Origin of the sequence: Mesorhizobium sp. M0074, assembly GCF_040322975.1 — a bacterium.
Lineage (GTDB): Bacteria > Pseudomonadota > Alphaproteobacteria > Rhizobiales > Rhizobiaceae > Mesorhizobium.
The window spans coordinates 24,311-45,695 of the sequence record NZ_JAMYUM010000006.1; the positions used below are offsets into that span (position 1 = coordinate 24,311).

The following is a 21,385-nucleotide window of genomic DNA, read 5'->3' on the forward strand; positions in this document are numbered from 1 at the left end:
CCGAGCAGCGTGCGACCAAGCCAAGCCCGTCTCACGCAGCGCCGGGGCCGGTGATCAAACAGCCGATGCGCCGTCGCCGATCCTCCGGGATCGGCGCGCCCATCGCACGCTCGCGCTTCCTGATGATAGCAGTGGCGGTTTTTGCCGGCCTCGGTCTTGCTTGGTGGGCGGCAACAGGGCTGGGGCTGGTAAAGCCGATTTTCCTGCCCTCGCCGGGGAGCGTGGTGACCCAGCTCGGCAAGCTCTCGGGTGACGGCACGCTGTGGCTGGACCTCAGGACCTCGATATACCGTATTTCTGTTGGCTTCCTCATCGCCTCGGCATTGGCGATTCCGATTGGCGTGCTGATCGGCAGCTTCAGGACTTGGGAAGCGGCGATCGAGCCGCTTGTGGATTTCATCCGCTACATGCCGGTGGTCGCTTTCGTGCCCCTCTCCATCCTGTGGTCGGGGACGGGCGATGCCCAGAAGTTCCTGATCATCTTCATCGGCACCTTCTTTCAGCAGGTGCTGATGATCATGGACAATGTGAAGCGGGTTCCCGCTGATTTCATTGGCCTTGGCAGGACACTCGGCCTGCCGGATCGCAGGATCCTGACCCGCATCGTGGTTCCCAGCGCCTTGCCAGGCATCTGGGACACGTTGCGCATCAGTCTCGGCTGGGCATGGACCTGGCTGGTGTTGGCGGAACTTGTCGCGGCGACATCAGGGCTCGGCTACCGCATCACCGTGTCCCAGCGTTATTTCCAGACAAACACCATCATCGGCTACATCCTGCTGCTGGGCGTGCTTGGCCTCATCACCGACCAGGTCATGAAGGCACTGGGAAAAGTGCTGTTCCGGCAGGAGGGCCACGTGCAATGAGGCCGGGCCGATGAGTTTGCCCAAACTGCGGATCGAGGGTCTCCACAAGAGCTTCGGCACGGGCGCGCGGCGCACGGAAGTGCTGCGCGATATCAATCTCGATCTTGCCGACAACGAGTTCGTCTCGCTGGTGGGCACGTCGGGTTGCGGCAAGAGCACGCTGCTGTCGATCGTTGCCGGACTGCAGGATTTCGACGCGGGAGATCTTGCCATCGATGGCGCGCCGATCCTGCAGCCGGGCCTCGACCGCGGCGTCGTCTTCCAGTCCTACACCCTGCTTCCCTGGCTGACGGCGCAGCAGAACATCGAGTTCGCCCTCAAGGCCGCGGGTCATGATCGCGCGACCTGCCGCAGGATAGCACGCGAGCATCTCGATCTGGTCAAGCTCCCTCACAGCGCCAATCGTTATCCGTCTGAGCTTTCGGGCGGCATGAAGCAACGGGTGGCCATAGCGCGTGCTCTTTCCTATCGACCCAAAATGCTTCTGATGGACGAGCCCTTTGGCGCGCTCGATGCCTTGACCAGGCATCAGATGCAGGAACTCCTGACGCAGATCTGGGAGGAGCACAGGCTCACCGTGCTCTTCGTCACCCATGATGTGGAAGAAGCCGTCTACCTGTCGGACCGCATCGTCGTGATGGGGATCGGCCCGGGACGCATCATGCAGACCTTCAATGTCGATATCGAGCGCCCGCGCCGGGAAGAGGTCATGGAAACCCCGGCCTTCATGGATTTGCAGCGCAGCGTACACAAGGCGATCCGCGAGGCTTCAAAACGTCCCGAAATGGTTTAGGCGGGCCACTCAATTACTTACAATCGGCGACCACCGTTGCGCCCAATCTCGATATCGCGCCATCGCGATTCCTGACCAGGGGAGCCGCGATCGGCGGCTTTCTCCTCAACCTCGAAAAAAATTTGCAGGACAATGTCGATTTCCTAAACTCCGTTCGTCGTTTCGATGCCGGCCGGTGAGTCCGGCTCAACAAGGAGACAGACGATGCGTGTGATGGTGCTCGTGAAGGCTACCGAGGACAGCGAAAAGGGCTTTGTCCCCACGCCCGAGGCGAAGGAGGCGATGGAGGCGATGGGCAGGTTCAACGACGAGCTGCGCAATGCCGGCATCTTGCTCGACGCCGATGGCCTCAAGCCCTCCTCGCAGGGCAAGCGCGTTGCGTTCGATGGTCCCCGCCGGACGGTCATCGACGGGCCTTTCGCCGAGACCCGCGAACTGGTCGCCGGCTTTTGGCTCTGGGAAGTCAAGGACATGGACGAGGCTGTCGCCTGGGTGAAGCGCTGCCCCAATCCCATGCCCGGACCGAGCGAGATTGAAATCCGGCCGCTGTACGAGATGGCTGATTGGCAATGGGAATCTGACGCCGGAGGTCACGGAAATCCATGACCGGACGCGCGAGAAGCTCAGCGGCAACTGAACCTGTCGGCCGCAACCTGCTTTGCCTTCGTTATGGCTTTGGCCGATAAGGCAGCATGACGGCAGGCGAGACGCAGCAGGCGATCGAGGCGATTTTTCGCATTGAACGTGCCCGGCTCATCGCGGGCCTGGCCCGCCTCGTGCGCAATGTCGATCTTGCAGAGGAACTGGTGCAGGACGCCCTCGTCATAGCCCTATCCGAATGGTCCAGGACCGGCGTTCCGGCTAATCCCGGCGCTTGGCTGATGACGGTCGCCAAACGCCGCGCCATCGACGCGATCCGTCGCGACAAGATGCGCGAGCGCAAGCATGAGGAGATCGCGCGGGAGCTGGACGGCGACTGCGATGGTACGGCCGAGGGAAACGAAATGGCCATGAACGACGATCTTGGCGACGAGCTGCTGGGCCTCATCTTCACAGCCTGCCACCCCATACTTTCGGCCGACGCCCGCGCGGCCCTCACGCTGCGTGTCATCGGCGGCCTGACGACGGACGAGATCGCCCGTGCTTTCCTGTCGAGCGAGGTGACGATCGCCCAGCGCATCGTCCGCGCAAAGAGGACGATCGGAAAGGCCGGGCTCAGCTTCGAGGTGCCGCGCGGCGCCGAGCGTGCGGCGCGTCTGTCCTCGGTGCTGGAGGTCATCTATCTCATCTTCAATGAAGGCTATGCTGCCACGGCAGGCGACGACCTTGTCCGCCCGAGCCTGTGCCTGGAGGCACAACGGCTCGGCCGCATGCTGGCGGGGTTGATGGCCGAGGATGCCGAGGTGTTCGGCCTGCTGGCTCTGATGGAAATCCAGGCATCGCGCCTGCCGGCACGCATCGGGCCGGACGGCGCCCTCTTGACCCTGACCGAGCAAAACCGCGCGCGCTGGGACCAGCTGCTGATCCGCCGAGGCCTTGACGCGCTGGCCCGTGCCGAAGCCCTCGGGGGCGATGGCCCCTATGTGTTGCAGGCCGCGCTTGCAGCCTGTCACGCGCGGGCGCGCAGTCCGGCCGATACCGACTGGCCCCGTATCGCAGCGCTCTACGACCGGCTGCGTGCAGTGATGCCCTCGCCGGTGGTCGATCTCAATCGAGCGGTCGCCCACAGCATGGCCTTCGGGCCCGAAGCGGGCCTGCGGCTGGTAGACGAGATTGCCGACGCCGCCGCCTTGCGCAATTATGCGCCATTGCCGGCGGCGAGGGGCGATTTTCTGTTTCGGGCCGGCCGGCTGGCCGAGGCCCGCGCCGAATTCGAGGCTGCGGCCAAGCTCACCCGCAACGTGCGCGAAGCGGCCTTTCTCCTCGCCCGCGCAGACGCTTGTGGTTGACAGCATCGCTCTCCGTGCCCGACGCGCCGCTCGGCAACATCGAAAGCCGCCAGTTCGCTCCCGGCCAGCCCCCTTCAATGAGCGTGATCAGCTCGCAACGCGAAAGGGATTAACGATGCGCAAGCCTTCGTCGAGCGCCATTGCGTGCTGCATGTCCTCCGACCAAAGTGTATCGCAGCCAGCGTGAACCGCCGCGGAGGCGATCATCGCGTCATAGGTGGAAAGGCCGTACCGCTCGGCGAGCCTCAATCCTGTTTCGTGGGTCTCGAGCGTGAGCGGATGAACCGTCAACAGGCCGCGCAGCGTGGTCAGCAGCGCATGCGTTTCGTCCCATGACATTTGCATCTTCCGACGCGCGACATTGGTGAGTTCATTGAGAACCTGCACGCTGATCGCCCCGCCATCGGCGATGACCGCCTCGGCCCGATCCGCCTTCGCCGTGTCGCCTGACGCGATATGAAGAAGGACATTGGTATCGAAAAAACTAACGGGCATTTGCCTCGTCCCGATCGAATTTGAAGTCAGCGGGAAGCCGACCGCGGAAGGCGCGGAGACGCTTCAGCAACTCCTCACGCCCGGGCTTCCGCGCGACGCCAAGCTGGCGGGCGTCAGCGACATGGATTTCGATCTCATCGCCTTCCCTGAGTTCAAGCGCTTCGACCACAGCGGCGGGAAGGCGGACCGCAAGACTGTTTCCCCATTTGGCGACCTGCATGCCACTTCCTCTCTTAGATATACGCTGGAAGAAATGTATATCCACAAGTCGTCAAGGTCAAGAATTGCAGCCAATCGGTTTATTCATTTTGGAGGAGAGGGCCTCGATCATGCCAGCAACTGCGTCGGCACGCCGAGAATCGGTCCTGCCTCGGCGAGCCGCTGGTCGAGGGTCCACACCGTGGCGCCATGCTCCGATGCCGTCGCGAGGTGCAGGGCGTCGCCAGCACGAAGCCCGAGCATATGCTGATCGGCGAATTTCGCGGCGACCCGAAAATGCCCGCCCGTCACCGGCAGCACGGTGAAGCTCTCAGCGACAAGCTTATTGAACATCGCGAGCGCTGCCGCGCGTTGCTCCAGGTCGATTTGTCCGGTCCGAAGCTTGATCGCCATGGCGCAGGACATCTCGGTGATGGTCCAGTCGCTGATCACAAGTTGCGCAGGGTCCTGCTCCGCCAGCCAGCCCTGAACGCGCGCGGTCATGGCTTCGTTGGATAGCGCCGCGATGATCAGCGAAGTATCGAGATAGGACGTCAATAGCGATCGCCATCTCGCATCGATCGCACCAGATCGGTGGCAGCCTGAGCCTGCAGAGGCATGGTTGCGGTCAGGGATTGGAGCAGGACGGCGTCGATCCGTTTGCGAGGGCGGGCCACGGCCGTGAGCCTGGCGACCGGCTTGCCACGCCGGGTTATGTCGATCGAGTCTCCAGCTTCAACCCGGTCGACGAGCTCACTCAGATGTGCCTTGGCGTCCGCCAGATTGACCGCGTCCATGTCACGCTCCTGACCATGTAGATAGTCATATAGCGCATCACACTTGACGATTCCAGCGCAGAGTACTTTGGCACACCAGGCTGCCCCCAGGTCAGCGACCGTCGCGGCGCTCGTTCCACTTCTTGAAGCAGACCGCTGTGTGAGCGAAGCAGGTGATCGCTCCTGCAACGAGAATTGTGCCGCTTCCCGCTTGACTCACACATATCCCGGTGGTTATACATCGATCAATAGCCGAAGGGTTATCGATCCCAATGCCAAAGGCTCACGATGTACTCTTCAGAACGCTTGCCGATCCGACTCGGCGCGCTATTTTTGAGCGGCTGTGTCGCGAAGGAGAGCAGACGGTCGGGGCTCTGACGGCTCAGGCCGGGATCTCGCAACCGGCCGTGTCAAAACATCTCGGCGTTTTGAGGCAGGCCGGGCTCGTGCGCGACCGCCATGCAGGGCGACAGACCCATTATAGCGCGCAGCTTGCTGCGCTTGCCCCCCTGATTGACTGGACAAGCCAGATGACCGGGTTCTGGCAGAGCCGGTTCGACGACCTCGAAGACCTGCTCAAAAGGATGGACCAGTGAACCGAACGTCGACCGAAACACTCTCCGTCATTGTTGAACGGGAAATCGCTTATCCGCCCGAGAAGATCTGGCGCGCGCTCACGCAACCACACTTGATCGAGGAGTGGCTCATGAAAAATGACTTCAAACCTGTCGCGAACCACCGCTTCAATCTTCACGCAGACTGGGGCTCTGTCGAGTGTCAGGTGCAGACGGTCGAGCCGAACAGAACACTGACTTACACGTGGGATACCAAGGATCTCAAGAGTGTCGTCTCCTGGACCCTCACCCCCACGAGCACCGGAGCCCGCTTGCGCATGGAACAGTCGGGCTTCCGGCCGGATCAGCAGCCTTACTTCCGGGGTGCCAAAGTCGGCTGGCCGAGGTTCTTTGACGATCTGGAGCAGGTTCTGGCGCGGACGGACTGAGATCCGCTGGGCTATCCAAGCAAGGGCTCTGTTACAGAGCGACATCACGAGGCGATAATGGAGGCAAGCCAATGAAGATCAAGTTGGCCAAAGTATACGTGGACGACCAGGAAAAGGCACTGGGCTTTTACACCGAAACGCTCGGCTTTACCAAGAAGGCCGATTTCAGCAATGGGCCGTTTCGCTGGCTGACCGTCGCATCACCCGACGAGCCGGACGGTGCCGAGCTGCAACTCGCGCTCAATGACAACCCGGCGGCCAAGGCCTACCAGCAAGCCATTTTCCAGCAGGGCCAGCCCGCGGTCATGTTCTTCACCGATAACGTCAAGGGCGACTACGAGCGCATAAAAGCGCGCGGCGCCGAGTTCACGATGCCGCCGACCGAAGTAACCGGCTCGACCATCGCCCAGCTGAACGACAACTGCGGCAATCTCGTTCAAATCACCCAACTGGCGCGCTGGTAAAGCATGCGTTCAGTGGCGTGGCTGCCCGGCGGGAGTCGCCAAACGGGCCGCCCGATCCGCTTCGGTTCGTCTTCAGAGGAGGTCTCAATGGATTGGAACAAATGGGTTCGGCAGATCCACCGCTGGCTGTCGATCATCTTTGCGGCGGTCGTCGCCGCCATCTTCATCAGCCTGGGAGCAGGCAAGGAACCCGCCTACTGGGTATACCTCTTGCCGCTGTTTCCACTCGGCTTGCTCCTGCTTACCGGACTGTACATGTTCGTGCTGCCTTACGCTCCCAAGTGGCGCAACGCAGGGGGCACCGGCGCATTGGAGTGAACGCATGGCCAACAAGACGTCCATCAAGTCAGCGGCGGTCGCGAAGAAGCCCGCCGCCAAGCCTGCAGCCGCCAAGCCGGTCCTCCTCGCAGGCGGCAACCCGCAGATCCCGAAGGGTGATGGTGACGCTCCTGTGCAGGCCTACATCGCGGCCATGCCGGGCTGGAAACGCGACGTCGGCCGCCGCCTCGACGCACTCATCGAGCGCAACGTTCCCAACCTGCGCAAGGCCGTCAAATGGAACTCGCCCTTCTATGGCGTAGAGGGTCAAGGCTGGTTCCTCAACTTCCATTGCTTCACAAAGTACATCAAGCTGGCTTTCTTCCGCGGCACGTCGCTGCATCCTTTCCCTCCAGGCGAGTCCAAGCACAAGGACGTGCGCTACCTCGACATCCGCGAGGACGACCAGCTCGACGAAGCTCAACTCACCGACTGGGTAAAGCAAGCCAGCCAGTTGCCTGGCGAGCGAATGTGAGTGGAATGCCAGTCATTCCCGCAAACCCGGTGCCGACTAGCGGTATTCATGTGACGGGCGAGCGGCAACAACCCTAGGGAAAGCGACAATGGTGATGAAGAGTGGCTCTATGGAAGGAAATGCAGAGAGCTCCCCCTCTCAGCTGATAGATGCGAGGATCAGTGAGCTGGGCGATTGGCGAGGCAAGACGCTTTCCCATGTCCGCGCTCTCGTCAAGCAGGCTGACCCGGAAGTGGTCGAGGAGTGGAAGTGGCGAGGCGTTCCGGTGTGGTCGCACGCCGGAATAATCTGCACCGGCGAGACCTACAACAACGTCGTGAAGGTGACCTTCGCAAAGGGCGCCTCCCTGCCGGATCCTTCAGGCCTGTTCAACTCCAGTCTCGAAGGCAACACCAGGCGCGCCATCGATATCCGTGAGGGCGAAGACATAGATGAGAATGCGTTCAAGGCGCTGATACGCGCTGCTGCCGCCCTGAACACGGCCCGATAGTCAGCTCCGGCCGATATGGTCGGCTAGCGGGCCGAGAGCGGCGAGCAAAGCTTCGCCGGTGGCTTGCGTCGCGTTCTCATGCGGCGCGCGCAGGTTCAGCCAGCGTCTGTCGCCGGCCCGTACCGCCAGCACTGCCTTCATCGCGGAGATGAGGCCGGCGTCCTGGATGATTTTGCGGAACGCCTTGATGGCGGCATCCGCGTCAGTAATGTCCTCTCCCGCCAGTGCTGCGTCGTAGAGGGCCCGGATCGCTGCGGCATTTAGATTGACCGTCGCCGAGATGCATCCCGCAGCACCGTTGGCGAGGCCTTTCGTCAGCTGTGCTTCCGAGCTCGGGAACACCGCGACCCTTGGGGCTGCCGCAATGACCGCCGCGGTGTTGTTCCAATCGCCGGCGCTGTCCTTGTAAGCCACCACGACATCCGGAAACGCTTGGCTCAAGCGGGCGGTCAGCGGCGGGCTCACCGGTACGCCGGAATTCTGCGGGATGTGGTAGAGGATCATCCTCATCGCCGGGTTCGCCACCCGTTCGATCAGCTCGCCATAGTAGCGGGCCTGTCCGTTGTCGCCGGCGGCCGTATAGAAGAACGACGGCAGCACCATCACCCCGGCACAGCCGAGCCCGACGGCATGCGCCGTCAGCTCGACGGTCTCGGCAAGTGCTGTGACACCGGTGCCGGGCATCAGATGGCTTGGCGAAATGCCGGCCTCGACCAGCCACTCCAGCGCTTGCATGCGCTCGCGCAACGAGACGGACAAGGCCTCGCCCGTGGTACCGAACGGCGACAGGAAATGCGCTCCCTGATCCAGCACCCATTTGGCGTGGGATATCCAGAGATCGCGGGCGATCCGGCCGTCGTTTTCGAACGGCGTCAGGATCGGTGCGATGGTTCCTTGTGGGCGGATCATTTGCGTCCTTCTAAAGCCGGCATCAAAAATGTCGAGCAAGCTACATGAAGCAATGTTGCTGAGTACCGGCCGTTCGACCTCGAAAGCAAGCGGCTCGCGCATAGGCGCGCGATTGTGATCGGGCGGCGGTTCTGAGGCTCTCGAGGTATATCCTTGTCACGGGATAACGTCGTCTGGCCGAAAGGGGGGTGACAAACGAGTTCTGCTGTTTCATCAATGCCGCCTTTTGAGGAGAAGCCCATGCGGAGGATCGGTGTCGGCATTATCGGCTGCGGCAACATTTCGGATGCCTATCTGAAGGCATCGCCACAATTCCCGGTGCTCGACATTGTCGGCGTCGCCGACATCAACCGGGCGGCAGCCGAGGCGAAGGCAGCGGCCTACGGCCTGGCTGCCATGCCGGTCGACGCGCTGTTGGCCGATCCGCGCGTCGAGATCGTGCTCAATCTGACGACGCCGCAGCATCATGTGCCGGTCGGCCTGCAGGCTGTCGGGCAAGGCAAGCACGTCTATTCCGAGAAGCCGCTGGCAACGACGCTCAGCGACGCCGAGCGGCTGGTCGCGGCGGCGCGCGAACAGGGCGTGCGCGTCGGCTGCGCACCCGACACCTTTCTTGGCGGCTCCCACCAGACGGCGCGGCGGCTGGTCGATGAGGATACGGCTGGGACCATTGTCGCCGGCTCTGCCTTCATGCAGGTGCCCGGCCACGAGCTCTGGCATCCCAATCCGGATTTCTACTATCAGCCCGGCGGTGGGCCAATGCTCGACATGGGACCGTACTATCTGACCTGCCTGGTCAATCTCCTGGGTCCGGTAAAATCCGTGACCGGGCAGGCGAAGTCTTCCTACGCCACCCGCACCATCGGTTCTGGACCGCGCCAGGGCGAAACCATCCGGGTCGAGGTGCCGACCCATATTTCCGGCCTGCTCGCATTCGAGAATGGCGCCGCGGTCTCGATCACCACCAGCTTCGACGTCTGGAAGCATGAACACAATCACATCGAACTTTACGGAACCAAGGGCTCGATGATCGTCTCCGATCCCAACCAGTTTCAGGGCGACATCAGGACCAGCCAGCGCAAGGGCGACTGGACGGTGGCCGATCAGATCCATTCGTATGGCGACGGCAATTACCGGGGCCTCGGCCTTGCCGACATGGCGCAGGCGGTCGTCTCGGGCAGGCAACACCGCGCCAGCCTCGATCTTTCCCTCCATGTCCTGGAAATCATGGAATCGATCATCTCTTCAGCAGAGATAGGCCAGCGTATCGACCTGAGATATGGCTGCGCCCGGCCGGCGCCGATGCAGGCCGACCTGCCTTTCGGAATTCTGGAATAGGGAATAATGCGATGAGCAAGACGGCACTGATTTTCTGGGGCGGCTGGGAAGGTCACACCCCGGCCCGGAGCGCCGAAATCGTCAAGGAGATGCTGGCCGGCAACGGCTTCGACGTGCAGCTGGAGCAGGGGACTTCGGCGCTTGCCGATCCGCAGCTGGGCATGCTCGATCTCATTGTCCCGGTGATCACCATGTCGACGATCGAAAAGCCGGAGCTGCAAAACCTGACCAGCGCCGTCGGGGCCGGCACCGGCCTTGCGGGCTTTCACGGCACGATGTGCGACAGCTTCCGCAACGAGCCGGAATACCAGTTCATGACCGGCGGCCAGTGGGTCGCCCATCCCGGCAACATCATCGACTATCACGTCGACATCACCAGGCCAGGCGATCCGGTCATGCAGGGCATCGACGACTTCGCCTACCGTTCAGAGCAGTATTACATGCATGTCGATCCGACCAACGAGGTGCTGGCGACGACTACTTTCACCGGCGAGCATCTCGATTTCATCGCCGGCGTCGTCATGCCGGTTGTCTGGAAGCGCCGCTACGGCAAGGGCCGCGTCTTCTACAGCGCGCTCGGGCACACCGCCGACGAGTTCGCCGTGCCGCAAATGCGCACGATGTTCGAACGCGGCGCGATTTGGGCCAGCCGAAACTCGGACCTTGGATAGCCGTTCAATCTGAACGCCACGTATCGTTGTAATCTCTCATGGGGCGGCCGCCCGAACGCGGACACAGGCACTGGACTGCGGCAATTGACTGCCATGGTAGCATCCAATACACCGGGGGCTCATCGAAAATTCCGTCGCTGGAGGTCGAATGGAGCAGACGTGGCGATGGTTTGGGCCGAGCGACGCAGCAACGCTTGCCCATGCCAGGCAGGCCGGCGCGACCGGTATCGTGACGGCACTGCACGACATCCCTTACGGCGAAGTCTGGCCGATCCACGCTATCAGGCAGCGCCAGGCGCTTATCGAGGCGGATCCGGCGATGGGCCTCAAATGGAGCGTCGTCGAGAGTGTGCCCGTGCACGAGGACATCAAGCTCGGCCGCGGCGATCTCGACCGGCTCTACGACAATTTCGGGCAGACCTTACGCAATCTCGGCGCCTGCGGTGTGCGCACGGTCTGCTATAACTTCATGCTGATCCTCGACTGGACCCGGACCGACCTGGCTGCGCCGCTGCCGGGCGGCGGACGGGCGCTCCGCATGAACATGCACGAGCTTGCCGCGTTCGATTGCTACATGCTGCAGCGCAAGGGATCTGAGCGCGACTATGCGTCCGATGTTCTCCAGCGGGCAAGCGAATGGTTCGAGGCGACGCCGGATGCGTCAAAAGAGCGTCTGCTTGCCAACATCATGGCCGGCCTGCCGGGCGCCTTCAAGCGCTATAACATAGCGGAATTGCGCGAAGTGGTGGCCGAGCAATCGGGCCTGTCGCACGACCGGCTGCGCGAGAACGTCGTCCGTTTTCTCGAAAACGTGCTGCCGGCGGCCGAAGAGGCGGGCGTCACGTTGGCGATCCACCCGGACGATCCGCCGCGCGATCTCGTCGGCCTGTGCCGGATCGTCAAGAACGCGGACGACATCGCCTTTATCCTGGACGCAGTGCCATCGGCCCATAGCGGCCTTACCTTGTGCACGGGGTCGCTGGGCGCCAACCCGGCCAATGACGTGCCCGCCATCGCCAGCCGCTTTGCGCACAAGATCAACTTCGTGCATCTGCGCAACGTCAGCAAGGACCCGGACGGCTCGTTCATGGAATCCGAGCATCTGAGCGGCGATGTGGACATGGTGTCGGTGGTTTCGATCTTGCTCGACGAGCAGCAACGCCGCCGCGACGCCGGGGAACCGGCGGCGCTGCTGCCCTTTCGCCCGGATCATGGCCACGAGCTGATCGATGACGCCGCGCGGCACACCCATCCCGGCTACCCCGTGATCGGCCGTCTTCGCGGCCTTGCCGAATTGAGAGGCGTGATGACGGCGATTGCCCATCAGCGCGGCTACCGGCTGCAATGACGGCGCCCCGCCTGCTCTGCGTCGGCGCGCTCACCTACGACACGATCTTGCGCCTCGATGTCCTGCCCTCCGGCGCCGGCAAGTTCCTGCCAAGCGAGGCCGTGCAGATCGCGGCCGGCATGGCAGCAAGCGCGGCCGCGTCGGCCAGCCGCCAGGGCGGGCAGGTCTGGCTATGGGCAAGCGTCGGCGACGATGCTGTCGGCCGCGATGTCATCGGCCAGATGGAGGCGGAGCGGGTCGACTGTTCGCTGGTGCGCAGGGTTGAAGGTGGCCGCTCGGCCATTGCCACCATCCTGGTCGATGCCGCCGGCGAGCGTATGATTGTGCCCTTCTACGATGCAGTCACGCAAGCCGATCCTGACCGTCTTCCGCCCGCGGATTTTTCCCGCTTCGACGCCGTGCTGGTTGATGTCCGCTGGCCCGGAGCCGCGGCCCTGGCGCTGGCGAAGGCTCGCGAGTGCGGCATCCCGGCGATCCTTGACGCCGATGTCGCGTCGCGACCGGTGCTCGACCGGCTGCTGCCGCTCGCCTCGCATGTCGTTGCTTCGCTGCCGGCGGCACGCATCCTTTGCGGTCCGGAGATATCCGCCGGTTCTGCCGTCGCCATTCTCGGCGAACGGACCGGCGCCTTCGTGGCGGTCACCGATGGGGCGAACGGCACCGTGTTCCGCTACTCGGGCAGCAATGACGTCCGTCATCTGCCGTCGCCGCGGGTCGAAGCCGTCGACACTCTGGCGGCAGGCGACGTGTTCCACGGCACCTTCGCTCTCGGCCTGGCCGAAGGTTGGGACGAAGAGCGGGCGATAGCAGTGGCCAGCGCCGCCGCCGCCCTGAAATGCCTGCGCTTTGGCGGACGTCTTGGCGCACCGACGCGCGCGGAAACGCTGGCTTTCATGCAAGGATCGACATGATGCCGAACACGCTTGGGCCGGCTCGGTGGAAAGAGCACGTCAAGTGGCGCCCGTCGACTACCATGGCAGTCGCTGCGCAACTGTTCGAGGGAGGATAAATGGCTGAGTTCAAAAAACGCGCACTGGTCACCGGGGCGGCCATGGGCATTGGCCGTGCTGTCGCCGAAAGACTGGCCGAGCAAGGCGTCGACCTGATCCTGTTCGACCGGGCGGGCGATCAGTTGGATGAGGTAGCGGCGCAGCTTTCGGCGCGCGGCGTGACCGTGCACACCGTGCTTGGCTCGACCGCCGACACTGAGGCCTGTGGCCGCGCCGTCGAGCTTGCCCGGTCCGCGTTCGGCGGGCTCGACATGCTCTCCCACAATGCCGGCATCCAGCGTTACGGAACGGTGGAGACCACGGACGAGGCGCTTTGGGACGAGGTGATGAACGTCAACCTCAAGGCTGCCTACCTGCTCTCCCGCGCGGCGATGCCGCTGCTGCGGCAAAGCCGCGGCGCCATCGTCCATATGAGCTCGGTGCAGGGTCTGGCCAGCCAGGAAGGGGTTCTGGCCTACAGCACGGCCAAGCACGGCCTGATCGGCCTGGTCAAATCGATGGCCGTCGACTATGCGCCGCTCGGCGTGCGCGTCAATGCCGTCGCTCCGGGTGCGGTCGACACGCCGATGCTGCGGGATGCGGTGAAACTCAACGATAAGCCCGACGAGATCCTGCGCATCCTCGACAATATGCATCCGCTCGGCCGTACCGCCCGGCCGCAAGAGATTGCCGCAGTCGTCGCCTTCCTGCTGTCCGACGATGCCTCCTTCGTCACCGGCGAGGTCGTACGCGTCGATGGCGGCCTGCTGGCGCGCATCGGCGGTTCTCCGCGCAAGGAATAACGTCGGCGCTGCTGCTTGCGCAGGCATTTCATGAACGGCTTGAAGCTGCAGAGCCAATAAGGGGTCGCCGATGGCAGGGCTTTTGGGAATGCGGACCATCACCGAGGGGCGGTTGGGCGAAACCGGCCCCGGCGTATCGGTCGCGGCGAGGACGTTCGAGGTTCTGCTCGACCAGATCCTGACCTTCCGCCTGAAGCCGCACGAGCTGATTTCTGAAAAGGCGATGTCGGAAGCCCTCGGCGTGAGCCGCACGCCGGTCAGGGAGGCGCTCGCCCGGCTGGCCGGTCTTGGCTTGATCGACATTTATCCGCAGCGCGGCAGCATGGTGGCGCCGCTCCGGATTGCCGATCTCGAGAAATCGCAGTTCCTGCGCGAAGCGCTCGAAGTCGGCCTGATCAAGCGCGCGGTCGAGAGCCCGCGCCGTGCTGACCTGCTTGCCGTGCTAAAAGGCGAACTGGCCGTCCAGGAGACGTTCGCCTCCATCGCGGACGACAGGCGCTTCTTCAAGTCGGACGAGCTGTTCCACCAGCATATCGCCAGTCATGCCGGGTTTCCCGGAATCTGGGCCGACATCAGCGCGGCGAAGCTGCACATGGACCGCTTCCGCTTCCTGTCTTTTCCGCGCCTCGACAGCATGTCGGTGGTCCTCGGCCAGCATCGGCGGATTGTCGATGCGCTTGAGCAGGCCGACGCGTTTGCGGCGGAAGAGGCGATGCGAACGCATCTTCGCCGCATCTTCGAGGTGCTCGAAATCGTCCAGGAGCGCTATCCCTATTATTTCGCGGCAAACGGCAGTGTGAGCCTGCTTTCGGCCGGCTCAATCCAAGCCTGAGCCTTTCTTGCGCGCTTCCGAAGGCGTCTTGGTCTTGCTGCCGGATTTGTCGGAAGCTGGCTCGGCTTTGCGATCTTGACCCTCGCCGCCTTGCTCCTTGCGGAGCTGATTTTCCACTACCGATCGCGATCCTTCCGCCGGGTCTTGTTCAGGATGAGTATCGGTTCCCGTCATGTCGGCTCCTATCCATTTTGATCAATTGCGTGCGGCGTGGGCTGACCTCCGCCGCCGGTTCTGTCGCGCCCGATCATCAGCCAGGCGGCGAACAGCACGACCAGTACGACCACGATCCAGGCGACGAAACGAGGCATCGGCCTCATGTCCCTCGCCGCCGCTTGCTGCCGCGTGCCTCCGGATCGGAGCCGGCCTCGACCGTTGGATCGGGCACGACCGGGCCGCGTTCGGCCTCGGAACCCTCAGCTTCGATCTCCTGCACGGCCTGATCCCAGTGCTCGCGCTCGCGTCCTTGCGGACGGCCTTCGCGCTCCCAGATCTCATGGGCTCGCTGCCTGATACGCTCTTCCCTATCCATGGCCTTTGCCTCCTCAGCCCCTAATCCGGCGATCGCTGGTTTGTTCCGCGGTGCCAGCGCCGTTCATCGCGGTTCAGTTGACCTGATCACCCAGCGCTCTAGATCAAACTTCGCGCCGAAGTCGCTTGGTGCGGGGAGAACAATCGTGTGGCAGCAACGCTACAAGCACGTATTGTAAATGCCGTTACAGCCGTCGGTCTTCGACCAGACCGCCCGTGCTTGCTGCTGATAATATTTGTATTGACGGCATGCTCGCCTTCCGACCAGGTCGAGCAGCAGTCGAAAACCGCGGCTTCCGCCACACAGACTGCATCGCTGGTCCTGGAGAGCTGGATCGCTGGGGGAGCCCCGTCGGAATACACGTCGCGCACTTTGCAATCGGCCGGCAAGGCGCTCGCCGATGCCGGTGCGCAAATCCAGTCCGCCAAGTCGCCTGAGCCCAGCGGGCAAGCCGGTCTGACGATGGCGGTTGGACGGCTTTCGGCAGCGGTAATTCGCGCGGCGACGGCCGTGCAGAACGGCAACCGCTCGGAAGTGGAACACGCGCAGCAGGATCTGCGGGCCGCCGCCGCCGATCTGAGCACGTCCTACGCGAAATATTTCGCGCCGAAATCATGAAGAAGCTGCTCGAAATATCGCTCGGCGTCGTCACCAGCGTTGGCGGCTTTCTTGAGGTCGGATCAGTGGCGACCGCCGCTCAGGCCGGCGCGGCGTTCAGGTTTCAGCTGATATGGGCCGTCGTCCTGGGCACGTTCTGCATCATCTTCCTGGTCGAAATGGCCGGACGCTTCGCCGCAGTTAGCCATCACACCATCGCCGACGGGATCCGGGAACGGTTTGGCTTCAACGCCTTTCTGTGGCCGTTGCTTGCGACCTTGCTGGTCAACTTCCTGGTCATGGCAGCCGAAATCGGCGGTGTTGCCATTGCGCTCGAGCTCGCCACCGGCATCGGCTTTCAGTGGTGGGCGCTGCCGGTCGCTTTTCTGGCATGGCTGTTCCTTTGGAAAGGCACGTTCGGATTCATCGAAAAAGGCGTCGCGATCCTCGGGCTGGTCACGCTGTGCTTCGTGGTTGGCGCAGTCATGCTGAAGCCCGATTGGGAGCAGGTCGCGGCCGGGGCCGTGCCCACACTGCCGGATCACGACGCGGCCAACTACTGGTTCATGGCGGTCAGCATTCTTGGTGCGTCGATCTCGCCCTATCTGTTCATGTTCTATTCGTCGGGAGCGATCGAGGACGAGTGGGACAAGAGCTATCTCGGAGCCAATCGGGCCATTGCCGGCCTGGGCATGAGTTTTGGCGGCACAATCGCTATCGGTGTGCTGATTGTGGCGGCGCTCGTGCTGGCCGCGCACGGCATAGAGCAGGTCGATGACTACCACCAACTGCCACTGATGCTGATTCCGATCTTCGGTTTCTGGGGATTTGTCCTGTTCGTTGCTTCACTAGGCATTGCCTGCTTCGGTGCCGCGCTCGAAATCGGCCTGCAGCAAGCCTACCTTGTGGCGCAGGGTTTCGGCTGGACTTGGGGCGAGAACCTGAAACCGCGCGACGACCCGGGTTTCAGCACCGTCTATACGATCTTGTTGGTTCTCGCCGCCATTCCGATCGCACTGGGCCTCGATCCGCTGAAGCTCACCATCTTTTCCATGGCGCTGACGGCCGCCAGCCTGCCGCTGACCGTGGTGCCGTTCCTCTTCCTGCTGAATGACGAGCGTTATGTCGGCGAGCACCGCAATGGCATGATAGCGAATGCCGCGGTCATCTTCATCATCGCGCTCGGTTTCGTGCTCGCGATCGTGACCATTCCTTTGCAGATATTCGGAGGCACGTGATGAAGTTGCTGCGCGACATCCTGGACAAGCAAGTAGTCGACCGCGAGCAGGTCAAGATCGGCAAGGTCGACGGGCTGGTGGCCGAGCTCAGGCCAGGCGAGCCGCCTAAAATCGTTGCGGTCGAGCTCGGCTCGATCACGCTGGGGCGTCGGCTTGGCGAGCGACCCGGGCGCTGGATGGCGCGGGTTGCGGCAAGGCTCGGCGGCAAGCGCCATGCCGAGCCGCACCGCATCGCCTGGAACAAGGTGCGCGACATCGGCGTCAACATCGAGTTCGATATCGACGTCCGCGAAACGGCGATTTTCGACTGGCAGGACTGGCTGCGCGATCATGTCATTGGGCGTATTCCGGGAGCTGGATGATGGCCACCGTCAATCTTGAGCAATTGGCTGGCAGGAATGTGCTTTCGCACGGCAAAAGCATCGGCCGTATCGAGGAGATACGCGCCGAACCGGATGGCGACGACCTGGTGGTTACCGAGTACCATGTCGGCATCTACGCGGCCTTCGAGCGTCTGTCCGCTTCGGCCATCGGCATTTCGGTCCTCGACGCCTTTCGATTGCGCAGTCGCGACAGCGTGTACCGCATTCCCTGGGACAAGCTCGACATCTCCGACCCGGCGCGGCCGCGGTTGTTATGCACGACAGAAGAACTTTCCGGTATGAAGGGGAGTATCGAGGGCGATAAACCGGAATGAACGATACTTTCCCGCCGTCGGAGAATGGGGTCCAGTGAAAGTCCTGGTTACCGGCGCCACCGGCCTGATCGGTGCCTCGGTCGTCGCACGCCTTCTTTCCGAAGGGCATGAGGTGATCGGATTGGTCCGCAACCCCGGCGCAAACCGGGCCGGCAATTATCAGTTGCTGGTGCTGGACATGGCGGTGGCGCTGCAGCCCGAAGACTGGCTACCGCATCTCAGGGGTGTCGACGCCGTCGTGAATTGTGCCGGCGTCCTGCAGGACAGCCCTCGCGAAAAGACGCGCGAAGTCCATCGCGATGCGGCGGCAGCACTCTTCCTCGCCTGTGCGCGGGCAGGGGTTGCCCGGGTAATCCACTTCTCGGCGATAGGCGTCGATCGGGCGCAGCCTTCGGCATTCTCGGCGACGAAACTGGCCGGCGACCAAGCGCTTATGGCGCTTGATCTGGATTGGGTGATCCTGCGCCCGTCCGTGGTGCTCGGCCGGCCGGTGTTTGGGGCCAGCGCATTGTTTAGGGGTCTCGCCTCGCTGCCGGTGCTGCCGTCCATGCCCGGCACCGGCCGGCTCCAGGTGGTACTACTCGACGATGTGGTCTCAACAGTCGTCTTCCTTCTCGATCCCGACAGTCCGTCTCGCGTCGTGTTGGAACTTGTCGGTCCCGAACAGCTGAGCATGGACGAGGTCGTCGGCAGCTATCGCCGATGGCTCGGCTGGGCTTCTGCAGCCAGGTTTGTCTTGCCGGCGGCTGTTGCAAGGCTTCTCTACCGCCTCGGCGACCTTGCCGCGATGTTCGGCTGGCGTCCACCGATGCGCACCAACGCGGCCAGAGAGATCGCCCGAGGAGCGGTTGGAGATCCCTCGGACTGGACCGCAGCGACCGGCATACGCCCGCAAACCCTGGCGGGCTTCCTCGCGCTCAATCCGGCAACGGTGCAGGAAAAATGGTTTGCCCGGCTGTATTTCATCAAGCCTGCGATCTTCGTCGTCCTGCCCTTCTTCTGGATCGTGACGGGTATTGTGTCGTTGACCACCGGCTATAACGGTGGCATCGAGCTGATGCAAAGCACGGGGGCTGGCATCTTGTCGGCGCCGACCGTGATAGCCGGTGCCCTTGCCGACATCGCCGTCGGCGCGCTCCTAGCCTGGCGGCCAGCGACGCGAAAAGGCCTCTATGGCGGCATCGCGCTCTCGCTCTTCTACCTGGTCGTCGGAAGCTTCCTGAGCCCCGATCTGTGGAACGACCCGCTTGGGCCGTTCCTCAAGGTGTTGCCGATCCTGGTGCTGCACTTTGTGGCCTTGGCAGTGCTGGAGGAGCGTTGATGCTCTATTTCCTGCTGAAATTTCTGCATGTCATCGGCGCATCCGTGCTGCTTGGTACCGGCGCCGGTATCGCTTTCTTCATGCTGCTCGCCCACAGGACCGGCAATGCCACGACGGTTGCGGCGGTGGCGCGTATCGTCGTCGTCGCCGACTTCCTTTTCACCGCGACGGCCGTGGTCGCGCAGCCTTTGACCGGAGCCGCGCTCGCCTGGCAGGCAGGCTACTCGCTGTCGGAGGGCTGGATCGTACTTTCGATCGCGCTCTATATCTTCACCGGAATGTTCTGGCTCCCGGTCGTCTGGATGCAAATGGAGTTGCGCAAGCTGGCATCGCAAGCCGCCGCTGATAGCGCGCCGTTGCCGCCGCGCTATCATCGGCTCTTCTGGCTGTGGTTCGCCTTCGGCTTCCCCGCCTTCGCTGCGGTACTCGGGATTTTCTGGCTGATGATCACTCGGCCTGCGATCGACTGGTGAAGACAGGCCGCGTGCAGCTGCCGGGATGAGCGATGACTTTCATTTCAGCGAATAGAGATAGGCCGCGATATCCCGCGCCTCCTGCTCGGAAATTCTGGTCGAAGGCATTGCCGTGTGCGGATTGATCTCTCTTGCGGCGCGTATCCAACGGACCATGTTTCGCGGGTTGTTGGACAATACGCCGCCGATATAGACCCGGGTGGCCAAGCTGGCGTCGAGGCGTGGACCGACCAGTCCCTGCGCGCCGGGCACGCCGGTGATCGTGTGGCATCCGGCACAGCCATTGGCCATGATGATTGGTATGGCGCGGGCGCCAACACCGCCGGTTGCATTGTCGGCCTTCTGCTCCACTCGACGGCTTTGCTCGAAGTACAACGCGATCCCGGCCAGGGCTGCAACAAGCACGACAATTGCCGCGGCGCCGAGGATGGGTCCGGACGGAGTGAAGCGCGATGTTGCGCGCACGCCGATGCTGCCAGGGGCATTGTCCGTCTTATGCGCGACCCTGACGAGCCGCTCCGGCCACAACGTCAGCGCCGCCCAAGCTGCGGCCAGCACGGCAATTGCCGTCCCGGCACCAATGACCAGCTTAGACAGCCTGGAGCGCATGCGACGCCTCCCATCTTCTCTGTCCACTTGAGCGAATCCACAGACCGGCCAGCAGCAACGCGGCTCCGCCATAAATCAGGCCGGCCGGAACCCACATCACCAAGCCGGCGAGCTGCTGGTCCTCGAGCGGGCTAAGGCTCCACAATTCCGCGCCGGCTGCGTTTACCGGGTACCACAGCCTTGGCGAGACCAGCAGCAGCACCCCGAGCAGGCCGGTGTGCAGCGAGGTGAAAAAGAGGTGCATGACTGCGCTGCCGTAGGCTTGTTCGCGGCCTGAACGCGGCAGCAGCACCCACCAGAACAGCAGCCCCGTACCAAAGAAGCTGGCATGTTGCGCATAATGCAGGATACCCTGTGCAAGCGCCGCCTCGAACAGCGCCGGAACGTGCCACGCCCAAATCGCGACGCCGTGCAGGAAGGTCGCGGCTAGAGGGCGGCTGACGGCGGCCCAAACGGTTCGAAGCACCTTCGCCTGCCCGGCTGCGCCAAATGCCAGCCGCAGCTTGGTCGGCAATGCCCACATCATCGCCGCCGCCGGACGGGAGGCGACCAGCAGGGGTGCCGCCACCGCCATCAACAGCTCGTGCTCGATCATGTGGGCGGTGAAAACGCGCTCACCCAATGCATGGAGCGGACTGACCAGTGCTGCCGCCAAAATGGCCCAGCCGGTCGCAAACAGCAGGGCTTGCCGCAACCGCAACGGGCGGCTGCGGGCACTCCGCCGCCACAGCCGAAAGGCGCCTGCCGCGTAAAGCAGTGCGACCATGGTTAGCGGCAGCGTGATCGGCAACGCCAGCGTCCAGCCGGCCTGCGGGGCGCCGGCACCGTAGCAGATCGAGGTCGAGAAGAGCGCGTCGAAGCTCATCGTAGGCAGCCGTCAACAATGAGCGAAGCCGCGCCTTGCATGACGATTACCAGCGCAAACAGCACCGCGCTGAGAATGCCGATCTTGGCGACGAAATGCTCGGTGCCGCGCGTACGATCCGGTTTAAAGGCGGCGCCACCTTGCTGTCGCGCCCGCCACGAAAGCCCGCCGCCGAGCAACGCCAGCACTGTCAGCACCAGCGCAATGACCGGTATGACGGGAATACCGTGGGCGCACTGCCACTCCACGAACGCATAATTCAGCTGCGTCGACACCGCCCAAGCCAAAGGCCCGGACAACAGCCCGCCCCATGATGTGCCCAAGCGAAGCGCACGCATC

The 21,385-nt window shown here is 63.1% G+C and carries 33 protein-coding genes; 22 read left to right on the forward strand and 11 right to left on the reverse strand.

Going from position 1 to position 21,385, the window contains the following annotated elements; all coding sequences use genetic code 11:
- Positions 1–65 precede the first annotated feature (65 nt).
- From NKJ73_RS09990 to NKJ73_RS10005, 4 genes are all read left to right on the forward strand, one after another.
- Positions 66–863, forward strand: a complete 798-nt coding sequence (locus NKJ73_RS09990) for an ABC transporter permease (RefSeq protein ID WP_352569437.1) — start codon at positions 66–68, stop codon at positions 861–863.
- Positions 864–873: 10 nt separating this feature from the next.
- Positions 874–1,656, forward strand: coding sequence for an ABC transporter ATP-binding protein (locus tag NKJ73_RS09995; RefSeq protein ID WP_352451005.1), 783 nt, complete (start codon positions 874–876; stop codon positions 1,654–1,656).
- 204 nt (positions 1,657–1,860) lie between these two features.
- Entirely contained in the window at positions 1,861–2,262 is a 402-nt protein-coding gene (locus NKJ73_RS10000; RefSeq protein WP_051406115.1) for a YciI family protein, read from the forward strand.
- An 86-nt stretch (positions 2,263–2,348) separates the two neighbouring features.
- A complete protein-coding gene (locus tag NKJ73_RS10005) occupies positions 2,349–3,605 on the forward strand; it encodes an RNA polymerase sigma factor (RefSeq protein ID WP_023676184.1) in 1,257 nt (418 codons plus the stop codon).
- A gap of 87 nt (positions 3,606–3,692) precedes the next feature.
- Here NKJ73_RS10005 and NKJ73_RS10010 read toward each other — a convergent pair whose 3' ends face one another.
- The 4 genes from NKJ73_RS10010 to NKJ73_RS10025 all read right to left on the reverse strand — a co-directional run bounded on the left by NKJ73_RS10010 (position 3,693) and on the right by NKJ73_RS10025 (position 5,095).
- Entirely contained in the window at positions 3,693–4,100 is a 408-nt protein-coding gene (locus NKJ73_RS10010; protein ID WP_023676183.1) for a PIN domain-containing protein, read from the reverse strand.
- Entirely contained in the window at positions 4,090–4,320 is a 231-nt protein-coding gene (locus NKJ73_RS10015; protein WP_023676182.1) for an AbrB/MazE/SpoVT family DNA-binding domain-containing protein, read from the reverse strand. Before NKJ73_RS10015 ends, NKJ73_RS10010 begins: the two co-directional genes overlap by 11 nt.
- A 107-nt stretch (positions 4,321–4,427) precedes the next feature.
- Positions 4,428–4,856: a type II toxin-antitoxin system VapC family toxin gene (locus NKJ73_RS10020; RefSeq protein ID WP_352457397.1), complete on the reverse strand. Its 429-nt coding sequence runs from the start codon at positions 4,854–4,856 to the stop codon at positions 4,428–4,430.
- Positions 4,853–5,095, reverse strand: coding sequence for a type II toxin-antitoxin system Phd/YefM family antitoxin (locus tag NKJ73_RS10025; RefSeq protein WP_023676181.1), 243 nt, complete (start codon positions 5,093–5,095; stop codon positions 4,853–4,855). Before NKJ73_RS10025 ends, NKJ73_RS10020 begins: the two co-directional genes overlap by 4 nt.
- A 251-nt stretch (positions 5,096–5,346) precedes the next feature.
- Here NKJ73_RS10025 and NKJ73_RS10030 point away from each other — a divergent pair, with 251 nt between their 5' ends.
- From NKJ73_RS10030 to NKJ73_RS10055, 6 genes are all read left to right on the forward strand, one after another.
- Entirely contained in the window at positions 5,347–5,670 is a 324-nt protein-coding gene (locus tag NKJ73_RS10030; protein WP_023676180.1) for an ArsR/SmtB family transcription factor, read from the forward strand.
- On the forward strand, positions 5,667–6,077 hold the full coding sequence (locus NKJ73_RS10035) for an SRPBCC family protein (protein ID WP_023676179.1): 411 nt from the start codon (positions 5,667–5,669) through the stop codon (positions 6,075–6,077). Before NKJ73_RS10030 ends, NKJ73_RS10035 begins: the two co-directional genes overlap by 4 nt.
- 71 nt (positions 6,078–6,148) lie before the next feature.
- Positions 6,149–6,541 (forward strand): VOC family protein, encoded by a 393-nt coding sequence (locus NKJ73_RS10040; RefSeq protein WP_352451012.1) that lies wholly within the window; start codon positions 6,149–6,151, stop codon positions 6,539–6,541.
- An 87-nt stretch (positions 6,542–6,628) separates the two neighbouring features.
- Positions 6,629–6,859, forward strand: coding sequence for a hypothetical protein (locus NKJ73_RS10045; protein WP_023716563.1), 231 nt, complete (start codon positions 6,629–6,631; stop codon positions 6,857–6,859).
- A 4-nt stretch (positions 6,860–6,863) separates the two neighbouring features.
- Positions 6,864–7,334 (forward strand): DUF1801 domain-containing protein, encoded by a 471-nt coding sequence (locus NKJ73_RS10050; protein ID WP_352569221.1) that lies wholly within the window; start codon positions 6,864–6,866, stop codon positions 7,332–7,334.
- Between the two features lie 109 nt (positions 7,335–7,443).
- Entirely contained in the window at positions 7,444–7,824 is a 381-nt protein-coding gene (locus NKJ73_RS10055; protein WP_352457399.1) for a DUF1801 domain-containing protein, read from the forward strand.
- On the opposite strand, the gene NKJ73_RS10060 is transcribed toward NKJ73_RS10055, so the two are convergent.
- Complete coding sequence (locus tag NKJ73_RS10060; protein WP_352457400.1) at positions 7,825–8,733, reverse strand: dihydrodipicolinate synthase family protein; 909 nt, start codon at positions 8,731–8,733, stop codon at positions 7,825–7,827. It abuts the gene before it with no gap.
- A 240-nt stretch (positions 8,734–8,973) separates the two neighbouring features.
- Between NKJ73_RS10060 and NKJ73_RS10065 the strand changes: the two genes are divergently transcribed.
- The 6 genes from NKJ73_RS10065 (at position 8,974) to NKJ73_RS10090 (ending at position 14,714) form a co-directional block, all read left to right on the forward strand.
- Positions 8,974–10,071: a Gfo/Idh/MocA family protein gene (locus NKJ73_RS10065; protein ID WP_352457401.1), complete on the forward strand. Its 1,098-nt coding sequence runs from the start codon at positions 8,974–8,976 to the stop codon at positions 10,069–10,071.
- Positions 10,072–10,082: 11 nt separating this feature from the next.
- Positions 10,083–10,742, forward strand: coding sequence for a ThuA domain-containing protein (locus NKJ73_RS10070; RefSeq protein ID WP_352457402.1), 660 nt, complete (start codon positions 10,083–10,085; stop codon positions 10,740–10,742).
- Positions 10,743–10,890: 148 nt separating this feature from the next.
- A complete protein-coding gene (uxuA, locus tag NKJ73_RS10075; RefSeq protein ID WP_352457403.1) occupies positions 10,891–12,090 on the forward strand; it encodes a mannonate dehydratase in 1,200 nt (399 codons plus the stop codon).
- Positions 12,087–13,001, forward strand: a complete 915-nt coding sequence (locus tag NKJ73_RS10080; RefSeq protein WP_023676170.1) for a PfkB family carbohydrate kinase — start codon at positions 12,087–12,089, stop codon at positions 12,999–13,001. The genes uxuA and NKJ73_RS10080 overlap by 4 nt, the downstream gene beginning before the upstream one ends.
- A gap of 98 nt (positions 13,002–13,099) precedes the next feature.
- Positions 13,100–13,882: an SDR family NAD(P)-dependent oxidoreductase gene (locus NKJ73_RS10085; protein WP_023676169.1), complete on the forward strand. Its 783-nt coding sequence runs from the start codon at positions 13,100–13,102 to the stop codon at positions 13,880–13,882.
- Positions 13,883–13,952: 70 nt separating this feature from the next.
- Positions 13,953–14,714, forward strand: a complete 762-nt coding sequence (locus tag NKJ73_RS10090) for a GntR family transcriptional regulator (RefSeq protein ID WP_352569222.1) — start codon at positions 13,953–13,955, stop codon at positions 14,712–14,714.
- Here the strand turns inward: NKJ73_RS10090 and NKJ73_RS10095 are convergent.
- Genes NKJ73_RS10095 through NKJ73_RS10105 form a run of 3 tightly spaced genes read right to left on the reverse strand, consistent with a single transcriptional unit; the run spans position 14,700 to position 15,246 of the window.
- Complete coding sequence (locus NKJ73_RS10095) at positions 14,700–14,888, reverse strand: hypothetical protein (protein ID WP_156937321.1); 189 nt, start codon at positions 14,886–14,888, stop codon at positions 14,700–14,702. The genes NKJ73_RS10090 and NKJ73_RS10095 overlap by 15 nt on opposite strands.
- An 8-nt stretch (positions 14,889–14,896) precedes the next feature.
- Entirely contained in the window at positions 14,897–15,025 is a 129-nt protein-coding gene (locus NKJ73_RS10100; protein WP_280952094.1) for a hypothetical protein, read from the reverse strand.
- 5 nt (positions 15,026–15,030) lie between these two features.
- Positions 15,031–15,246, reverse strand: a complete 216-nt coding sequence (locus NKJ73_RS10105; RefSeq protein ID WP_023676165.1) for a DUF2934 domain-containing protein — start codon at positions 15,244–15,246, stop codon at positions 15,031–15,033.
- Positions 15,247–15,486: 240 nt separating this feature from the next.
- Here NKJ73_RS10105 and NKJ73_RS10110 point away from each other — a divergent pair, with 240 nt between their 5' ends.
- Genes NKJ73_RS10110 through NKJ73_RS10135 form a run of 6 tightly spaced genes read left to right on the forward strand, consistent with a single transcriptional unit; the run spans position 15,487 to position 19,572 of the window.
- Positions 15,487–15,864, forward strand: a complete 378-nt coding sequence (locus NKJ73_RS10110; protein ID WP_352569223.1) for a hypothetical protein — start codon at positions 15,487–15,489, stop codon at positions 15,862–15,864.
- Positions 15,861–17,081 (forward strand): NRAMP family divalent metal transporter, encoded by a 1,221-nt coding sequence (locus tag NKJ73_RS10115; protein WP_023676163.1) that lies wholly within the window; start codon positions 15,861–15,863, stop codon positions 17,079–17,081. Before NKJ73_RS10110 ends, NKJ73_RS10115 begins: the two co-directional genes overlap by 4 nt.
- Positions 17,081–17,443 carry a hypothetical protein gene (locus tag NKJ73_RS10120; protein ID WP_352569224.1) on the forward strand — a complete coding sequence of 121 codons (363 nt, stop codon included), beginning with the start codon at positions 17,081–17,083 and terminating at the stop codon, positions 17,441–17,443. Before NKJ73_RS10115 ends, NKJ73_RS10120 begins: the two co-directional genes overlap by 1 nt.
- The gene (locus NKJ73_RS10125; protein ID WP_352569226.1) at positions 17,443–17,778 is read left to right on the forward strand and encodes a hypothetical protein; all 336 of its coding nucleotides are present in this window, start codon (positions 17,443–17,445) and stop codon (positions 17,776–17,778) included. The genes NKJ73_RS10120 and NKJ73_RS10125 overlap by 1 nt, the downstream gene beginning before the upstream one ends.
- Before the next feature lie 34 nt (positions 17,779–17,812).
- Positions 17,813–19,099, forward strand: coding sequence for an SDR family oxidoreductase (locus NKJ73_RS10130; RefSeq protein WP_352569227.1), 1,287 nt, complete (start codon positions 17,813–17,815; stop codon positions 19,097–19,099).
- Positions 19,099–19,572 (forward strand): DUF2269 family protein, encoded by a 474-nt coding sequence (locus NKJ73_RS10135; protein WP_352569228.1) that lies wholly within the window; start codon positions 19,099–19,101, stop codon positions 19,570–19,572. Before NKJ73_RS10130 ends, NKJ73_RS10135 begins: the two co-directional genes overlap by 1 nt.
- Before the next feature lie 39 nt (positions 19,573–19,611).
- Here NKJ73_RS10135 and NKJ73_RS10140 read toward each other — a convergent pair whose 3' ends face one another.
- The 3 genes from NKJ73_RS10140 to NKJ73_RS10150 are packed head-to-tail and all read right to left on the reverse strand — an operon-like array spanning position 19,612 to position 21,384.
- Entirely contained in the window at positions 19,612–20,181 is a 570-nt protein-coding gene (locus tag NKJ73_RS10140) for a c-type cytochrome (protein ID WP_023676158.1), read from the reverse strand.
- Entirely contained in the window at positions 20,162–21,046 is an 885-nt protein-coding gene (locus tag NKJ73_RS10145) for a cytochrome c oxidase assembly protein (protein WP_352569229.1), read from the reverse strand. The genes NKJ73_RS10140 and NKJ73_RS10145 overlap by 20 nt, the downstream gene beginning before the upstream one ends.
- Positions 21,043–21,384, reverse strand: coding sequence for a hypothetical protein (locus tag NKJ73_RS10150; RefSeq protein WP_352569438.1), 342 nt, complete (start codon positions 21,382–21,384; stop codon positions 21,043–21,045). Before NKJ73_RS10150 ends, NKJ73_RS10145 begins: the two co-directional genes overlap by 4 nt.
- Position 21,385 lies beyond the last annotated feature (1 nt).

Excerpts from the sequence above, each read along its gene's own strand:
- NKJ73_RS09990 (WP_352569437.1), top strand. The coding sequence starts at position 66 with ATGCGCCGTCGCCGATCCTCCGGGATCGGCGCGCCCATCGCACGCTCG.
- NKJ73_RS09995 (WP_352451005.1), top strand. The coding sequence starts at position 874 with ATGAGTTTGCCCAAACTGCGGATCGAGGGTCTCCACAAGAGCTTCGGC.
- NKJ73_RS10000 (WP_051406115.1), top strand. The coding sequence starts at position 1,861 with ATGCGTGTGATGGTGCTCGTGAAGGCTACCGAGGACAGCGAAAAGGGC.
- NKJ73_RS10005 (WP_023676184.1), top strand. The coding sequence starts at position 2,349 with ATGACGGCAGGCGAGACGCAGCAGGCGATCGAGGCGATTTTTCGCATT.
- NKJ73_RS10010 (WP_023676183.1), bottom strand. The coding sequence starts at position 4,100 with ATGCCCGTTAGTTTTTTCGATACCAATGTCCTTCTTCATATCGCGTCA.
- NKJ73_RS10015 (WP_023676182.1), bottom strand. The coding sequence starts at position 4,320 with ATGCAGGTCGCCAAATGGGGAAACAGTCTTGCGGTCCGCCTTCCCGCC.
- NKJ73_RS10025 (WP_023676181.1), bottom strand. The coding sequence starts at position 5,095 with ATGGACGCGGTCAATCTGGCGGACGCCAAGGCACATCTGAGTGAGCTC.
- NKJ73_RS10030 (WP_023676180.1), top strand. The coding sequence starts at position 5,347 with ATGCCAAAGGCTCACGATGTACTCTTCAGAACGCTTGCCGATCCGACT.
- NKJ73_RS10040 (WP_352451012.1), top strand. The coding sequence starts at position 6,149 with ATGAAGATCAAGTTGGCCAAAGTATACGTGGACGACCAGGAAAAGGCA.
- NKJ73_RS10045 (WP_023716563.1), top strand. The coding sequence starts at position 6,629 with ATGGATTGGAACAAATGGGTTCGGCAGATCCACCGCTGGCTGTCGATC.
- NKJ73_RS10050 (WP_352569221.1), top strand. The coding sequence starts at position 6,864 with ATGGCCAACAAGACGTCCATCAAGTCAGCGGCGGTCGCGAAGAAGCCC.
- NKJ73_RS10055 (WP_352457399.1), top strand. The coding sequence starts at position 7,444 with ATGGAAGGAAATGCAGAGAGCTCCCCCTCTCAGCTGATAGATGCGAGG.
- NKJ73_RS10060 (WP_352457400.1), bottom strand. The coding sequence starts at position 8,733 with ATGATCCGCCCACAAGGAACCATCGCACCGATCCTGACGCCGTTCGAA.
- NKJ73_RS10065 (WP_352457401.1), top strand. The coding sequence starts at position 8,974 with ATGCGGAGGATCGGTGTCGGCATTATCGGCTGCGGCAACATTTCGGAT.
- NKJ73_RS10070 (WP_352457402.1), top strand. The coding sequence starts at position 10,083 with ATGAGCAAGACGGCACTGATTTTCTGGGGCGGCTGGGAAGGTCACACC.
- uxuA (WP_352457403.1), top strand. The coding sequence starts at position 10,891 with ATGGAGCAGACGTGGCGATGGTTTGGGCCGAGCGACGCAGCAACGCTT.
- NKJ73_RS10080 (WP_023676170.1), top strand. The coding sequence starts at position 12,087 with ATGACGGCGCCCCGCCTGCTCTGCGTCGGCGCGCTCACCTACGACACG.
- NKJ73_RS10085 (WP_023676169.1), top strand. The coding sequence starts at position 13,100 with ATGGCTGAGTTCAAAAAACGCGCACTGGTCACCGGGGCGGCCATGGGC.
- NKJ73_RS10090 (WP_352569222.1), top strand. The coding sequence starts at position 13,953 with ATGGCAGGGCTTTTGGGAATGCGGACCATCACCGAGGGGCGGTTGGGC.
- NKJ73_RS10095 (WP_156937321.1), bottom strand. The coding sequence starts at position 14,888 with ATGACGGGAACCGATACTCATCCTGAACAAGACCCGGCGGAAGGATCG.
- NKJ73_RS10100 (WP_280952094.1), bottom strand. The coding sequence starts at position 15,025 with ATGCCTCGTTTCGTCGCCTGGATCGTGGTCGTACTGGTCGTGCTGTTC.
- NKJ73_RS10105 (WP_023676165.1), bottom strand. The coding sequence starts at position 15,246 with ATGGATAGGGAAGAGCGTATCAGGCAGCGAGCCCATGAGATCTGGGAG.
- NKJ73_RS10115 (WP_023676163.1), top strand. The coding sequence starts at position 15,861 with ATGAAGAAGCTGCTCGAAATATCGCTCGGCGTCGTCACCAGCGTTGGC.
- NKJ73_RS10120 (WP_352569224.1), top strand. The coding sequence starts at position 17,081 with ATGAAGTTGCTGCGCGACATCCTGGACAAGCAAGTAGTCGACCGCGAG.
- NKJ73_RS10125 (WP_352569226.1), top strand. The coding sequence starts at position 17,443 with ATGGCCACCGTCAATCTTGAGCAATTGGCTGGCAGGAATGTGCTTTCG.
- NKJ73_RS10135 (WP_352569228.1), top strand. The coding sequence starts at position 19,099 with ATGCTCTATTTCCTGCTGAAATTTCTGCATGTCATCGGCGCATCCGTG.
- NKJ73_RS10140 (WP_023676158.1), bottom strand. The coding sequence starts at position 20,181 with ATGCGCTCCAGGCTGTCTAAGCTGGTCATTGGTGCCGGGACGGCAATT.
- NKJ73_RS10145 (WP_352569229.1), bottom strand. The coding sequence starts at position 21,046 with ATGAGCTTCGACGCGCTCTTCTCGACCTCGATCTGCTACGGTGCCGGC.
- NKJ73_RS10150 (WP_352569438.1), bottom strand. The coding sequence starts at position 21,384 with ATGCGTGCGCTTCGCTTGGGCACATCATGGGGCGGGCTGTTGTCCGGG.